This window comes from Streptomyces sp. NPDC025651 (genome assembly GCF_055558735.1).
Window position 1 is genome coordinate 182,997 of sequence record NZ_JBVHLZ010000002.1, and the last position, 14,616, is coordinate 197,612.

Consider the following 14,616-nt stretch of genomic DNA (forward strand, 5'->3'; position numbering starts at 1 on the left):
AATATTCCGTTGACGTCTTCTGTCGTCAGTCTCCTGTCGTCAGTCTTCTGTTTTCTCCATACGCTCGTTCGTCAACTCCCCTTCTCCATACGTTCCTCGGATCCCTCGACCGAATGGAGCGCCCCACCGTGAAAGTCGCAGTCCTCGGCGCCGGTGCGATCGGCGCCTACGTCGGAGCCGCGCTGCACCGCGCAGGCGCCGACGTCCATCTCGTCGCCCGTGGACCGCATCTGACGGCCATGAGGCAGCACGGCGTACGCGTGCTGAGCCCGCGCGGCGACTTCACCGCACGGGCCCGCGCCACCGACGACCCGGCCGAGATCGGCCCGGTCGACTTCGTCTTCCTGGGCCTGAAGGCCAACGCGTACGCGGCCTGCGGGCCGCTGATCGAGCCGCTCCTGCACGAGGCGACCGCGGTGGTCGCCGCACAGAACGGCATCCCCTGGTGGTACTTCCACCGGCACGGCGGCCCGCACGACGGCCACCGCGTCGAGAGCGTCGACCCGGGCGGCGCGGTCAGCGCGGTGCTCGCGCCCGAACGGGCCGTGGGCTGCGTCGTCTACGCCGCCACAGAGCTCGAAGGCCCCGGCGTCGTACGCCACTTGGAGGGCACCCGCTTCTCCATCGGCGAGCCCGACCGGTCACGCTCGAAGCGGTGCGCCGCGTTCAGCGAGGCCATGGTGGCGGGCGGTCTGAAGTGCCCGGTCGAGACGGAGCTGCGCGGCGACATCTGGATCAAGCTGCTCGGCAACATCTCCTTCAACCCGATCAGCGCCCTCGCCCGCGCCACGATGCGCGAGATGTGCCGCCACGGCGGCACCCGCCGCGTCATCGAGATCATGATGAACGAGACGCTCGCGGTGGCCGCGGCCCTCGGCTGCGAGCCGGACATCTCCGTGGAGCGCCGCCTCGCGGGCGCCGAACGCGTCGGCGACCACCGCACCTCCACCCTCCAGGACCTGGAGCGCGGCAAGCCCCTGGAACTGGACGTGCTGCTCGCGGCCGTCGTCGAACTCGCCGACATCACCGGGGTTCCGGTGCCGACGCTGCGCACCGTCCACGCCATCTCGGACCTGCTCGCCCTGAGGACCGCCGCATGACGACACGCGACCGCACCCCCAAGACGTACACCCGGCTCACCCACCCCCTGGTCCGCGACTCCCGCGCCGAGCCCTTCCGCAGGGCGACCTGGGAGGAGGCGCTGGCCCGCGCGGCGGCGGGCTTCCGGGCCGCGCGCGGCGCCTTCGGGATGTTCTCCTGCGCCCGCGCGACCAACGAGATGAACTACGTGGCACAGAAGTTCGCCCGCGTGGTGATGGGCACCAACAACGTCGACTCCTGCAACCGCACCTGCCACGCGCCGAGCGTCGCGGGACTCTCCGCGGCCTTCGGCTCGGGCGGCGGCACCTCCTCGTACGAGGAGGTCGAGCACACGGACGTCATCGTGATGTGGGGCTCCAACGCCCGCTTCGCGCACCCGATCTTCTTCCAGCACGTCCTGAGGGGCATCAGGAACGGCGCGCGGATGTACGCCGTCGACCCGCGCCGCACCAGGACCGCCGAGTGGGCGGAGAGCTGGCTCGGCCCGAACGTCGGCACGGACATCCCGCTGGCGCACGCGATCGGCCGCGAGATCATCCACGCGGGCCTGGCCAACCGCGCGTTCATCGAGCGCGCGACGACGGGACACGAGGAGTACGCGGCCCTCGTCGAGCCCTGGACGCTGTCGCTCGCCGAGCAGGTGACGGGCGTACCGGCCGCCGCCATAAGGGAGTTGGCGCATGACTACGCGCGCGCGGAGCGGGCGCAGCTGTGCTGGACGCTCGGCATCACCGAGCACCACAACGGCACGGACAACGTCCGCGCGCTGATCAACCTGTCGCTCCTGACGGGCCATGTGGGGCGGTTCGGCTCGGGGTTGCAGCCCTTGCGCGGCCAGAACAACGTGCAGGGAGGCGGCGACATGGGCGCCATCCCCAACCGCCTTCCCGGGTTCCAGGACATCCTCGACCCCGACACGCGCCGGAAGTTCGAGTCGGCCTGGGACACGGTCATCCAGCCGCGCTACGGCCTCAACCTGACCGAGATGTTCGAGGCGATGGAGGAGGGCGGCCTGAAGGCCGTCTACTGCATCGGCGAGAACCCCGCGCAGTCGGAGGCGGACAGCGGACAGGCGATGCGGCGCCTCGGCGCGCTGGACTTCCTGGTGGTGCAGGACATCTTCCTCACCAGGACAGCCGAGCTGGCGGACGTGGTGCTGCCCGCGACCGCCGCGTGGGCCGAGACCGACGGCACCACGACCAACAGCGAGCGGCGCGTGCAGCGGGTGCGCAAGGCGGTGCGGCCGCCCGGTGAGGCGCGCGAGGACATCGACATCCTCTGCGAGCTCGCCGGGCTGCTCGGCCACGACTGGAAGTACGCGGACGCGCGGGCGGTCTGGGACGAGTTGCGGTCCGTGTCGCCCGACCACTATGGCATGACGTACGACCGCCTGGAGTCCCTGCAGGGCATCCAGTGGCCGTGTCCGGACGAGGAGCGGCTCGAACCGACGTATCTGCACGGCAGGTTGTGGGACCCGGACCCGGCGCGGCGCGGCCGCCTCGCCCCCTTCGGGCTCGTCGAGCACGATCCGCCGGTCGACCTGACCGACGAGGCCTACCCGATCCGGCTGACGACGGGGCGGCGCCTCGACTCGTACAACACCGGCGTGCAGAGCGGGAGTTTCGCCTCCCCGCTGCGGCGCGGCGAGTACGTCGAGCTGTGCCCGGAGGACGCCGAGCGGTACGGGGTCGTGGCGGGCGAGCGGGTCCGGGTCTCCTCGCGGCGGGGCGCGGTGGTGGCGCCGGTGTGGGTGGACCCGGGGCTGCGGCCGGGGCTTGCCTTCATGACCATGCACTTTCCCGACGAGGTCGACACCAACCAGCTGACGATCGAGGCGAACTGCCCGATCTCGGGGACGGCGGAGTTCAAGGCATCGGCGATACGGATCGACAAGCTGACGGCGGCTGTGAGGTTGTGAGGTGACGTCAAGTGGATCTGCGCTTCGGTGACAGCGAACCGACGGACGAGGAGCGGGCGGCCGTCGACGCGCTGCTCGGACCTCCCGGGTCCGCGTGGGAGGGGGCCGACGACCGCAGCGACGCGGACCTGCGGTGGGCGCGGGGCGGGCGGGCGGCGCGGGAGCGGCGGGATCTGCTGCTGCCGGGGCTGCACGCGCTCAACGACCGCGTGGGGTGGGTGAGCGAGGGGGGCCTGGACTACCTCTGCCGTCGTCTTACGGTGCCGCCGGCGGAGGGGTACGGGGTGGCGACGTTCTACTCCATGTTTTCGGTGCGGCCGCGGGCGCGGACGGTGGTGCGGGTGTGTACGGACGTGGCCTGCGGGGGCGCTGCGCTGGCCGAGCGGTTGGGTGCCGTGCCGGGGGCGACGGTCGAGCGAAGCCCTTGCCTCGGGCTCTGCGAGCGGGCTCCGGCGGCGTTGGTGGTGCGGGCGGGCACGCTTCTTTCCCCGACCCCGCCCCTTCCCGAGACCAAGGGGCGCCACCCCCTGGACCCCCGAAATCGCCCTTCGGGCTCGTCCTCAATCGCCGGACGGGCTGAATGTTCAGCCCCTCCGGCGATTGAGGAGCGGGGTCTGGGGCGGAGCCCCGGTTCGGGAAGGGGCGGGGTCGGGGAAGAAACCCACGCCACCGCGACCATCGCCCCGGCCGCACCCGATACCCTCGCCCGAGCCGCCGCCGACCCCGACTCCGCCCCCGCCGAACCCCCCGCCTCCCACGCCGTCCCCCAAGCCGGTCAGGACGGCCTGATCCTGCTCAAGAGGATCGGCGCCGTGGACCCCTCCAGCCTGGACGACTACCGCGCCCACGGCGGCTACACCGCCCTGCGCCGCGCCTTCGCCATCGGCCCAGCCGAGGTCATCCGCGAAGTCACCGACTCCGGACTCGTCGGGCGAGGCGGCGCCGCCTTCCCCACGGGACGCAAGTGGCAGGCCACCGCCGCCCGGCCCGACCACCCGCACTACCTCGTCTGCAACGCCGACGAATCCGAGCCCGGCACCTTCAAGGACCGTGTGCTCATGGAGGGCGACCCGTACGCGCTGATCGAGGCGATGACCGTCGCCGGGTACGCGACCGGCGCCCACCACGGCCACCTCTACCTCCGCGGCGAGTACCCCCGCGCCCTGCGCAGGCTGGAGCACGCCATCGCACAGGCCCGCGCCCGCGGCCTCCTCGGCGACGACGTCCTCGGCCAGGGCTACGCCTTCGACATCGAGATCCGCCGCGGCGCGGGCGCCTACATCTGCGGCGAGGAGACCGCCCTGTTCAACTCCATCGAGGGGTACAGAGGCGAGCCGCGCTCCAAGCCGCCCTTCCCTGTCGAGAAGGGCCTGTTCGGCAGGCCCACCGTCGAGAACAACGTCGAGACCCTCGTCAACGTCCTGCCGATCCTGACCATGGGTGCGCAGGCGTACGCCGCCATCGGCACCGCGAAGTCCACCGGCCCCAAGCTCTTCTGCGTGTCCGGCAGCGTGGCCAGGCCGGGCCTCTACGAGCTGCCCTTCGGCGCCACCCTCGGCGAACTCCTCGACCTCGCGGGAGGACCCGACAACCTCCGCGCGATCCTGCTCGGCGGAGCCGCGGGCGGCTTCGTGCGCCCCGACGAACGGAACATCCCCCTCACCTTCGAGGGGACCCGGGCGGCGGGGACGACCCTCGGCTCCGGCGTCGTCCTCGCCCTGGACGACAGCGTGCCGCTCCCGCGGATCCTGCTGCGCATCGCGGAGTTCTTCCGCGACGAGTCGTGCGGCCAGTGCGTGCCCTGCCGGGTCGGCACCGTCCGCCAGGAGGAGGCCCTGCACCGCCTCCTGGAGCGGACGGGGGCGGACGCCGCCGACGACATCGCGCTCCTGCGGGACGTCGGGCGCGCCCTGCGGGACGCCTCGATCTGCGGCCTCGGGCAGACCGCGTGGAACGCCGTGGAATCCGCCATCGACCGCTTGGGGGCGTACGCATGACCGCGCACAACGACAGGGAGGCGACCGACGCATGACCGCGACACCGCTCCAACCGCCGCGCCGCCTCGTCGAGTTCACCCTCGACGGCCAGGAGGCACGGGTCCCCGAGGGGTCGACCCTCCTCGACGCCTGCCGCGCCGCGGGCACGGACGTGCCGACCCTCTGCGCGGGCGACACCCTCGCCCCCAAGAACGCCTGCCGCCTGTGCGTCGTGGAGGTGGAGGGCGCTCGCACCCTCGCCCCCGCCTGCTCCCGCAGGGCCGAGCCCGGCATGCGTGTCCGCACGGACACCGAGCGCACCCGCCACAGCCGCAGGCTCGTCCTCGAACTCCTCGCCTCCTCCGTCGACTTGTCGACGACACCGAAGGTCGCCGCCTGGCTCGAGGAGTACGAGGCGAAGCCCGACCGCTTCGGCCCGGACGCGGCCCGCCTGGACGAGGAGCCGAAGGTCGACAACGACCTCTACGTCCGCGACTACGACAAGTGCGTCCTCTGCTACAAGTGCGTCGACGCCTGCGGCGAGCAGTGGCAGAACACCTTCGCGATCTCGGTGGCCGGGCGCGGCTTCGACGCCCGCATCGCCGTCGAGCACGACGCGCCGCTGACCGACTCGGCGTGCGTGTACTGCGGCAACTGCATCGAGGTCTGCCCGACGGGGGCGCTGAGCTTCAAGTCGGAGTTCGACATGCGCGCGGCCGGTACCTGGGACGAGTCCGCACAGACGGAGACGACGACCGTGTGCGCGTACTGCGGAGTCGGCTGCAACCTGACGCTGCACGTGCAGGACAATGACATCGTCAAGGTCACCTCGCCGCACGACAACCCTGTGACCCACGGCAACCTCTGCATCAAGGGCCGCTTCGGCTACCAGCACGTACAGAACCGGGACTGATCAAGACATGGGACGAGTCACGGAGCGACGCAAGGTGATCCGGATCCGGGACGGGCACGTCTCGGAGCGTCCTGACACCCTGGTCGCCGAGGAACCCCTGGAGATACGGCTGAACGGCAAGCCGCTCGCCATCACCATGCGCACCCCGGGCGACGACTTCGCGCTCGCGGCCGGGTTCCTGGTGAGCGAGGGCGTCCTCGGCGGCGCGCAGGACCTCCAGAACATCGTGTACTGCGCGGGGGCCACCGAGGACGGCTCGAACACGTACAACGTGGTCGACGTGCGGACCGCGCCCGGCGTCGTCCTGCCCGACATCACCCTCGAACGCAACGTGTACACCACGTCCTCGTGCGGCCTCTGCGGCAAGGCGAGCCTGGACGCCGTCCGCACCACGGCCCGCTTCCCGATCGCCGACGCTCCCCCGGTCCGGCTCGACGTCGACCTGCTCGCGAGCCTGCCCGACCGGCTGCGCGCGTCCCAGCGCGTCTTCGACAGGACCGGGGGCCTGCACGCGGCCGCGCTCTTCTCCGAGGAGGGCGAGCTGCTCGACACGAGGGAGGACGTGGGGCGGCACAACGCCGTGGACAAGCTGGTCGGCCGCGCCCTGCAGAACGGCGGGCTCCCGCTGTCCCGCGCGGTCCTGCTCGTCTCGGGCCGCGCCTCCTTCGAGCTGGCCCAGAAGGCGGTGATGGCGGGCATCCCGGTGCTCGCCGCGGTCTCCGCGCCGTCCTCGCTCGCCGTCGACCTGGCCGCGGAGACCGGCCTGACGCTGGTCGGCTTCCTGCGCGGCTCCTCCATGAACGTGTACGCGGGCGAGCACCGCGTCGCCCTGCGGGCCGCGGCCTCCCAGGACTGACCCGGGGCCACCCGCCGCACGGCGGCGGCGCCCCGGCCGGCGGGGAGCGCCCCCTGCGCCGGCCGGGCCCCCTGCCTCAGCTTTCCGGCGCCCGCACCCCGGAGATCCTGCCCAGCATCTCCAGGAACCGCTCCCGCTCCGCGGCCGAAAGGGGCGCGAGGAGTTCGGCGTTGGCGCGGTCGGCCGCCTCCGCACAGCGGGCGACCAGGCGCTTCCCCTTGTCCGTGATCGTGATCGCGTTCTTGCGCCGGTCCTTGGGGTCGGGCGTGCGCTCGACGAGCCCGTCGGCCTGCAGGTCGTTCAGGACGCCGACCATGTCCTTCGGGTCGAGCGAGACGCTGCGGCCGAGCTCCGCCTGGGCCACGGGGCCGAGATCCGCGGCGGCGGACAGCACCACGTGGTGCCACATCCTCAGGCCCTCCCCGGCCAGCGCTTCGGCGACCAGGCCACGGCCTCTGGCGGCCGCGCGGCCGAGCAGCCAGCTGGGCAGGGTGCGGATGGTACTGGGGGCGGACGGTGTCGTGGGCATGGGGGAAGCCTAGCGAAGAATCATTGGACTTCCCAACGGTATCTGCTCTACCGTGAGGTCATCGTTGGACCTCCCAACGATTCCTGGCCATGGAGGTGGTGCGGATGCGTCGCGTCCGGTACGAACACAGCGGCGGCCCCGAAGTGCTGTTCCTGGAAGAGGCCCCCGTCCCCGAACCCGGCCCCGGCGAACTCCTCGTACGCGTCGAGGCGATCGGCGTGACCCTGCCCGTCGTCCGCAAGGTCCGCGAGGCCCGCGATCCGATCGCGCTCGGCGGGGAGATCGCCGGTGCGGTGGTCGCGCTCGGCGACGGCGTCACCGGGTACGCGCCGGGCGACCGCGTCACGGGACTCGTCTTCGGGCACGGTTACGCCGAACACGCCCTGCTGCAGACCGCGATGGCCTCCCCCGTCCCCGCGGGCGCGAGCGCCGTCGACGCGGTCGCCCTGGTCCGCTCCGGCCTCGTCGCGTACGGCGCGCTCGAAGCGGCCCGCCCCGCGCCCGGCGAGTCCGCGCTCGTCACGGCGGCCGCGAGCGGGGTCGGCCATCTCGCCGTGCAACTGGCAAGGGCGAAGGGCGCGTCGCGGGTCGTCGGCGCCGTGTCCGACCCCGGCAAGGCGGACTTCGTGCGCGGGCTCGGCGCCGACGAGGTCGTCACGTACGACCGCGAGGAGTGGGGCGAGCCCGTCGACTACGCCCTGGACGCGGTCGGCAGCGACCTCCTCGCGCCCGCCGTCAAGTCCCTGGCCCCGCACGGCAGGCTGGTGGCCTTCAGCTCGGGCGGCGGCACGGTCGCGGCGTACGACCTGCTCGTCGGCGCCAAGTCCGTCATCGGCTTCCAGATGGCGCTGATCGCGCGGGGACGGCCGGATCTGTACGAGCGGTGGCGCGGGGAGCTGTGGCGGCTGTTCGCCGCGGGCGAGCTGCGGCCCGCCGTGCACGCGGAGTTCGCGCTGGAGGACGCGGCGAAGGCCCATGAGGCGATCGAGACGCGGAGCAACAGGGGCAAGGTCGTCCTGATCCCCTGACGCACGCTTCTTGTGGGGTGCCGAGGCCTCCAAGTAGCGTCTGTGGCGCGCACGTCGGACGTGGGATGTCAGGATGTCCGCTCATCCTCGGTCCGGCGCCGCCGTCATGAGTCGCCGTCGCCAGGAAAGGCGGGCCGCACCATGCCATCGAGTCTCCGTGTACGCCTCAGATCGCTCCGCGCCGCCGCCGCTGCCGTGACCGCGGTGACCGCCGCCGCCCTGCTGCCCGCGCCCTTCGCGCGGGCCGAACAGGACGTGCGGACACCGCAGTTCGAGCAGCAGGTCCTGTTCAAGGCCTCCCAGGACCCGGGGTACGCCTGCTTCCGCATCCCGGCCGTCGTGCGGACCACGAAGGGCACGCTGCTGGCCTTCGCCGAGGGGCGGGTCGACGACTGCAGCGACGCGGGCGACATAGACCTGGTGCTCAAGCGCTCGCACGACGGCGGCCGCACCTGGGGCCCGCTCCAGGTGATCAACGAGGGCGCTGGCGACACGCACGGCAACCCCGCGCCGGTCGTGGACCGCGAGAGCGGCCGCATCCTGCTCGCGGAGACCTACAACACCGGCCGCACGGACGGCAGGAACTGCGACGTGCCGTGCGACCGCACGCCCCACCTCCAGTACAGCGACGACGACGGCCGCAGCTGGTCCGCGCCGCGCGACCTGAGCGAGGAGATCCTGCCGAAGGACTGGAACTCCTGGTACGCGACCGGGCCCGTGCACGGCATCCAGCTGACCCGCGGCCGGCACGCGGGACGGCTCGCCTTCGCCGTCAACGCCGAGACGTGGAACGGCAGTCGGGTCACCGCCAACCACGCCGCGCTGATCGTCAGCGACGACGGCGGCGACCACTGGAGGATCGGCGCGACGGACTCGTACCCGATCGCCGACGACGGCACGTTCCGCCAGAAGCCGTCCGAGATGACGATCACGGAGCGGCCCGACGGAGCGGTCCACGTCAGCGGCCGCGAGCAGGACGGCACCGACCTCGGCCACCGCACGCACGCGATCAGCCGTGACGGCGGCGACTCCTTCGCCGCGCCCTTCCGCGCCGTCCCCGACCTCTACACGCCCCAAGTGCAGGGTTCCACGCTCCAGTTCGGCAAGCGGATGCTGCTCGCCTGCCCCGGCGACCCCGACCGCCGCCGCACCATGCAGATCCGCTCCTCCTACGACGGCGGCCGCACCTGGGACAGCGTCGACCGGGGCACCACCGTGACCGCGGACTGGTCCGGCTACTCCGACATGGTGCGGGCCGACCGCTCGCACGTGGGCCTGATGTACGAGGGCGGCGCGGTCGACGCGCGCGACGAGATCCGCTTCGCACGCTTCACCGAGGACTGGCTGGCGCCGCGCCGCGGTCCGGACCCGACGACCCGCGACCACGCGCCGGGCGCCCGGGCCGCCGCGGTGCTCGGCGGGGCCCGGGAGACCGAGGGGCGCTTCGACGGCGCGCTCGCCTTCGACGGCGCCGACGACGCCGTACGCCTGCCCTTCCGCACCCGACTGCCCCTCGGTACGCGGGACTTCACGGCCTCGCTGTGGTTCCGCTACTCCGCGACGACCGGCGAGCAGCCCCTGCTGTGGATGGGCGGCATCGGCACCAACCAGCCGCAGGTGTGGCTGCGCGGCGAGCCCGCGAGCAACCGCGTCACCGGCCTGATCACCACGCGGGACGGCGCGGCGCCCCCGAGGTCCGCCTCCGTGCGCACCACGAGCGCGTACAACGACGGGCAGTGGCACCACATCGCACTGCGCCGCGGCGCCGGGCAGCTGACGCTCTTCCTCGACGGCACACCGATCACCACCGCCGACGTGCCGGGCTCGGTCAGCCGCAACTCGCCCTTCGGTGTGCACGTGGGTCAACGGCTCGACAGCCGCGCCCACTTCACCGGAGCCATCGATGAAGTACGGGTGTACGACCGGGCGTTGAGCGACACCGAAATGAGCTCTCTGCGCACCAGCGATGCCCCTGTGACACGGGACACCGTCGTCCGACTCCCCATGGACCGCGTGCGCGGCAGCAACTAACGTCCCGGGCGTGCCCGTCCGAGAACGCCCCGCAGCACGGCCGCGCAGGCTCTGGCTCGTCCTGCTGCTCGCCCTGGCCTGCGCGGCCGTGCTGCTCATCGCCCTCCCGGAAGAGGACCGGGAGGGCGATGCGGCATGCCGGCCCCGCACCGTGGCGTCCTGGCGGGCGGACGAGAAGGTCACCGGGGAGTTCGCGCGCTACGGCGACGACATGACCCGCACCGACGACTGGACCGGCGGGGACGGCACCCACTCGGTGCGGCTCCCCGACGGGCGCGTCCTGTGGCTGTTCTCCGACACCTTCCTCGGCCAGGTCCACGCACCCCCGAACCCGGCGGGCCAGCCGCACACCTGGCGCGACACGAACACGCCCATGGTGCGCAACTCGGCCGTGGTGATGTCCCGTTCGGGCACCCTGCAGCGCACGCTCGCCGCGCCGCTCTTCCCCGACCCCGCGCCCCAGCAGTGGCGCTGGCCGGTGGCGGCGCGCGTGGAACCCCGCTCCCCCGGCGCGGACGAGCAGGTCGTGCGCGTCCTGCTGTGGACCCGCATGGCGAGCCAGGGCCCCTGGATCTACGGCGTGCCGATCGCCACGGAGGTCGCCACGCTCTCGCTGCCCGACCTGCGCGTCGAGAACATCGTCAAGGTCTCCGACCAGCAGTCGGTGGGCGACCCGGAGAAGCGGGTCCTGTACGGCACGACGACGGTCGACGACGACGGCTGGACGTACGTCTTCGGCGGCACGGACGCCCAGGCGACCTCGCGCCCGACCTCGCACGCCCACGTCGCGCGCGTCCCGCACGGCAGGCTCGCCGAGGCCTCGGCGTGGGAGTACTGGGACGGCGAGGAGTGGGGGCCGGGCAGGGCCTCACGGTCCGTTCTCGGGGACGGCAGGCGCAAGGGGGTGGGCAGCGCGTTCACCGTGGTGCGGGACGAGGGGACGTACGTCCTGTTCACCATGGCCGCGGGCGCCGAGGGCCTGACGACCGTCACGTCGTACTGGTCCTGCTCCCCCACCGGGCCGTGGCACGGCCCCTCCAAGGGCTTCGAGGCGCCCCTGCCGAAGGACGGCGCGGCGCGCCAGGACACCGCCGCCTACAACCCGCAGGTCCACGCGGCGCTCGGCGGCGACGGCCGTGTCGTCCTCAGCTACGACGTGAACTGGCTGGACGCCACGCCCGCCAACGCCCAGGCCAACATCAGCCGGAACGTGTCGCTGTACCGGCCGCGGTTCGTGTCGCTGCGGCTCGCGGCGGCTCGCTGACGAACTCCTCCGGGTCCCGCGAACGGCGCTTGGCGATGACCGCGCAGACCATCAGCTGCATCTGGTGGAAGAGCATCAGCGGCAGGACGGCCAGCGAGGCCTGCGCCCCGAACAGGACGCTCGCCATGGGCAGGCCCGCGGCCAGGGACTTCTTCGACCCGGCGAACTGGATCGCGACGCGGTCGGCGCGGCCGAAGCCGAGCTTCTTCGCGCCGTACCAGGTCAGGGCCAGCATGGCGGCGAGCAGCACCGCCTCGACGCCGAGCAGCGCGAGCAGCCGCAGCGGGTGCACCTGGTGCCAGATGCCCTGCACCATGCCTTCGCTGAACGCGGTGTACACGACGAGCAGGATCGACCCGCGGTCGACGTACCCGAGGACCTTCTTGTGCCGGGCGATGAAGCCGCCCACCCACCGGCGCAGCAGCTGCCCGGCGACGAACGGCACGAGCAGCTGCAGCACGATCTTGAGGAGGGAGTCCGCCGAGAAGCCGCCGCCGCTGTTGCCGAGCAGCGCCGCCGCGAGGAGCGGGGTGAGCACGATGCCGGCGAGCGAGGAGAAGGAGCCCGCGCAGATCGCCGCGGGGACGTTGCCGCGGGCCATCGACGTGAAGGCGATGGACGACTGGATCGTCGAGGGCACCAGCGTGAGGAAGAGGAAGCCGCTGTACAGGGCGGGCGTCAGGACGTACGGAACGAGGCCCTTCGCGGCGAGCCCGAGCAGCGGGAAGACGACGAACGTACAGGCGAGGACCGTGACGTGGAGCCGCCAGTGCTTGAGCCCGTCGAGCGCCTCGCGGGTGGACAGACGCGCTCCGTAGAGGAAGAAGAGCAGCGAGACGGCCGCGGTGGAGGCGCCCGACGCGACATCGGCGGCGGTGCCGCGGGCGGGCAGGAGTGCCGCGATTCCCACGGTCGCGAGCAACGCCACGATGTACGGGTCGACCGGCATCCAGGACGGCCACTTCAGGCGTTTCACGGTGCTCCATGCTCTCGGTGCGGGGTCGTGCCCTCGCCATGATCCTCCTGTTCCGGGCGATCGGGAATCCCGTACACCGCTCTGACTGTCATCACGGTTCGCGATGAGCGGGTCTACGCTTGCCTCCGTGTACGACCCTTCGCAGCTCCGCACCTTCCTCGCGGTCGCCCAGACGCTGAGCTTCACGCGGGCCGCCCGCCGCCTGGCCCTGCGCCAGTCGACCGTCAGCCAGCACGTGCGCCGCCTGGAGGACGCCGTCGGGCGGCAGCTGTTCACGCGCGACACCCACAGCGTGGAGCTGACCGAGGACGGCGAGGCCATGCTCGGCTTCGCCCGCCGGATCCTCGCGGAGCACGAGCAGGCGGCGGCGTTCTTCACCGGACGGCGGCTGGGCGGGCGGCTGCGGTTCGGGGCCTCGGAGGACTTCGTCCTGACGCGCCTCACGGACATCCTGGAGTCCTTCCGGCACGACCACCCGGACGTCGACCTGGAGCTGACCGTCGAGCTGTCCGGCACGCTGCACAAGCAGCTGGACGCGGGCAGGCTCGACCTGGTGCTCGCCAAGCGGCGCCCTGAGGATCCGCGCGGCGAGCTGGTCCGGCAGGACGACCTGGTCTGGATCGGCGCCGAACGGCTCCGCCTCGATCCCGAACGCCCGGTGCCGCTGATCGTCTATCCGCCGCCGGGCATCACCCGCGCCCTCGCCTTCGAGGCGCTGGAGCGGCGCGGCCGCGCCTGGCGCGTGGCCTGCACGAGCGGCAGCCTCAACGGCCTGGTGGCGGCGGCCCGCGCGGGCCTCGGCGTGATGGCGCACTCCCGCGGCCTCATCCCGCCGGGCCTGGTCCGCGTCCCCGACCGGGCGGGCCTGCCGGAGCTCGGCTCGGTCGACTTCGTGCTCCTGCACGGCGAGCGGCGCGCCTCGGCGCAGGAGGCGGCGGACGCCCTGGCGGCGGCGATCCTCGCGAGCGGGGACCCGCTGCGGCGGGGCAGGCGCTGACCTTCCGGGGCGGCGGCCGTGACGGCTAGCGCAGCGGCTGCGGATAGGTGAGTTGCTTGAAACGCCGCAGATAGGGCGCGGACTCCACATGCCGTACGCCGTCGAGCGACCCCAGTGCGCCGCTCAGGTAGGCATAGAGCTCGCCCGTGTCCCGGGTCACGACGCTCGCCATCAGGTTCGCGGGGCCCGTGATCGCGGAGACGTGGGCGATCTCGGGGTGCCCGGCCATCGCCCTGCCGACCGCGTCGAGCGCCGCGGGGTCGACGGTGACCCAGAGCATCGCGGCGGTGGAGAAGCCGAAGCGCGCGGTGTCGTACTCGGTGTCGATGTAGAGCGCGCCGGAGTCGAGCAGCGCCGTGAGCCTGCGCTTGACGGAGGACTCGGAGCGGCCGGTGAGCCGCTGGAGTTCGGGGTAGGTGACGCGGCCGTCGCTCTTGAGCGCGGCGATCAGGGGGTCGTCCTCGGGGGTGGTGCGGGCCGGTCCGGGGGCGGCTCGCGGCGGGGCGGGGCGCAGGGCGGCGACCTGCTCGTCGGTGAGCGGGCGCTGCTTGCCGATCCAGCCGGTGCGGCCGCCGTAGAAGCGGTGCAGGAGCTGGTGCGCGGTGATCTCGATGATCTGCCGGGTGCGCAGGAGCTTGCCGAAGAGCAGGTCGTCGTAGTCCCCGGGGTTGCGGGGCAGCGACATGCAGACCACTTCCGTGCCCGCCGACGTGAGGTGCACCCAGGCCGTGTCGGGGCGGCGGGCCAGGGCCGCCGCGATGGCCTCGGCGCCGTCGGGCGCGCAGCGCAGGCGCAGCATCCACTGGTCGCGGCCGAGCCGTTCGGGGTCGCGGACGCCCACGACGCGCAGTCCGGCCCCGGCGCACATGCGGCGGTAGCGGCGGGCGACGGTCTGGTCGGAGACGCCGAGGACGTCCGCGATCCGGCTGAAGGGCGCCCTGCCGTCGACCTCCAGGGCGTGCAGGAGCTTGTGGTCGAGCTCGTCGAAGACTTCGGATTCCCTCACCGGGCCACCCCTCGATGTCGG

The 14,616-nt window shown here is 72.7% G+C and carries 12 protein-coding genes; 9 read left to right on the forward strand and 3 right to left on the reverse strand.

Features of this window, described 5'->3' with window-relative positions; translation table 11 throughout:
- Positions 1-128 precede the first annotated feature (128 nt).
- The 5 genes from ACZ4D5_RS08780 to fdhD are packed head-to-tail and all read left to right on the forward strand — an operon-like array spanning position 129 to position 6,764.
- Positions 129-1,100 carry a 2-dehydropantoate 2-reductase gene (locus tag ACZ4D5_RS08780; RefSeq protein WP_467771650.1) on the forward strand — a complete coding sequence of 324 codons (972 nt, stop codon included), beginning with the start codon at positions 129-131 and terminating at the stop codon, positions 1,098-1,100.
- The gene (locus ACZ4D5_RS08785; protein WP_467771651.1) at positions 1,097-3,019 is read left to right on the forward strand and encodes a molybdopterin oxidoreductase family protein; all 1,923 of its coding nucleotides are present in this window, start codon (positions 1,097-1,099) and stop codon (positions 3,017-3,019) included. Before ACZ4D5_RS08780 ends, ACZ4D5_RS08785 begins: the two co-directional genes overlap by 4 nt.
- Before the next feature lie 11 nt (positions 3,020-3,030).
- Positions 3,031-5,016, forward strand: a complete 1,986-nt coding sequence (locus tag ACZ4D5_RS08790; protein WP_467771652.1) for an NADH-ubiquinone oxidoreductase-F iron-sulfur binding region domain-containing protein — start codon at positions 3,031-3,033, stop codon at positions 5,014-5,016.
- Between the two features lie 31 nt (positions 5,017-5,047).
- The gene (locus ACZ4D5_RS08795; protein WP_467771653.1) at positions 5,048-5,908 is read left to right on the forward strand and encodes a 2Fe-2S iron-sulfur cluster-binding protein; all 861 of its coding nucleotides are present in this window, start codon (positions 5,048-5,050) and stop codon (positions 5,906-5,908) included.
- Between the two features lie 7 nt (positions 5,909-5,915).
- On the forward strand, positions 5,916-6,764 hold the full coding sequence (gene fdhD / locus ACZ4D5_RS08800) for a formate dehydrogenase accessory sulfurtransferase FdhD (protein WP_467771654.1): 849 nt from the start codon (positions 5,916-5,918) through the stop codon (positions 6,762-6,764).
- 76 nt (positions 6,765-6,840) lie between these two features.
- Here the strand turns inward: fdhD and ACZ4D5_RS08805 are convergent, their stop codons facing one another.
- Positions 6,841-7,293, reverse strand: a complete 453-nt coding sequence (locus ACZ4D5_RS08805) for a MarR family winged helix-turn-helix transcriptional regulator (protein ID WP_467771655.1) — start codon at positions 7,291-7,293, stop codon at positions 6,841-6,843.
- A gap of 104 nt (positions 7,294-7,397) precedes the next feature.
- On the opposite strand from ACZ4D5_RS08805, the gene ACZ4D5_RS08810 reads away from it, so the two are divergent.
- From ACZ4D5_RS08810 to ACZ4D5_RS08820, 3 genes are all read left to right on the forward strand, one after another.
- A complete protein-coding gene (locus ACZ4D5_RS08810; RefSeq protein ID WP_467771656.1) occupies positions 7,398-8,321 on the forward strand; it encodes a quinone oxidoreductase family protein in 924 nt (307 codons plus the stop codon).
- Between the two features lie 141 nt (positions 8,322-8,462).
- A complete protein-coding gene (locus ACZ4D5_RS08815) occupies positions 8,463-10,352 on the forward strand; it encodes an exo-alpha-sialidase (RefSeq protein WP_467771657.1) in 1,890 nt (629 codons plus the stop codon).
- 10 nt (positions 10,353-10,362) lie between these two features.
- Positions 10,363-11,616, forward strand: a complete 1,254-nt coding sequence (locus tag ACZ4D5_RS08820) for a hypothetical protein (protein WP_467771658.1) — start codon at positions 10,363-10,365, stop codon at positions 11,614-11,616.
- Here the strand turns inward: ACZ4D5_RS08820 and ACZ4D5_RS08825 are convergent.
- Complete coding sequence (locus ACZ4D5_RS08825; RefSeq protein ID WP_467772251.1) at positions 11,552-12,565, reverse strand: bile acid:sodium symporter family protein; 1,014 nt, start codon at positions 12,563-12,565, stop codon at positions 11,552-11,554. The two genes, ACZ4D5_RS08820 and ACZ4D5_RS08825, sit on opposite strands and share 65 nt — an antisense overlap.
- A gap of 154 nt (positions 12,566-12,719) precedes the next feature.
- On the opposite strand from ACZ4D5_RS08825, the gene ACZ4D5_RS08830 reads away from it, so the two are divergent.
- On the forward strand, positions 12,720-13,589 hold the full coding sequence (locus tag ACZ4D5_RS08830; protein WP_467771659.1) for a LysR substrate-binding domain-containing protein: 870 nt from the start codon (positions 12,720-12,722) through the stop codon (positions 13,587-13,589).
- A gap of 25 nt (positions 13,590-13,614) precedes the next feature.
- Here ACZ4D5_RS08830 and ACZ4D5_RS08835 read toward each other — a convergent pair whose 3' ends face one another.
- Positions 13,615-14,595, reverse strand: coding sequence for an Lrp/AsnC family transcriptional regulator (locus ACZ4D5_RS08835; RefSeq protein ID WP_467771660.1), 981 nt, complete (start codon positions 14,593-14,595; stop codon positions 13,615-13,617).
- Between the last annotated feature and the right edge of the window lie 21 nt (positions 14,596-14,616).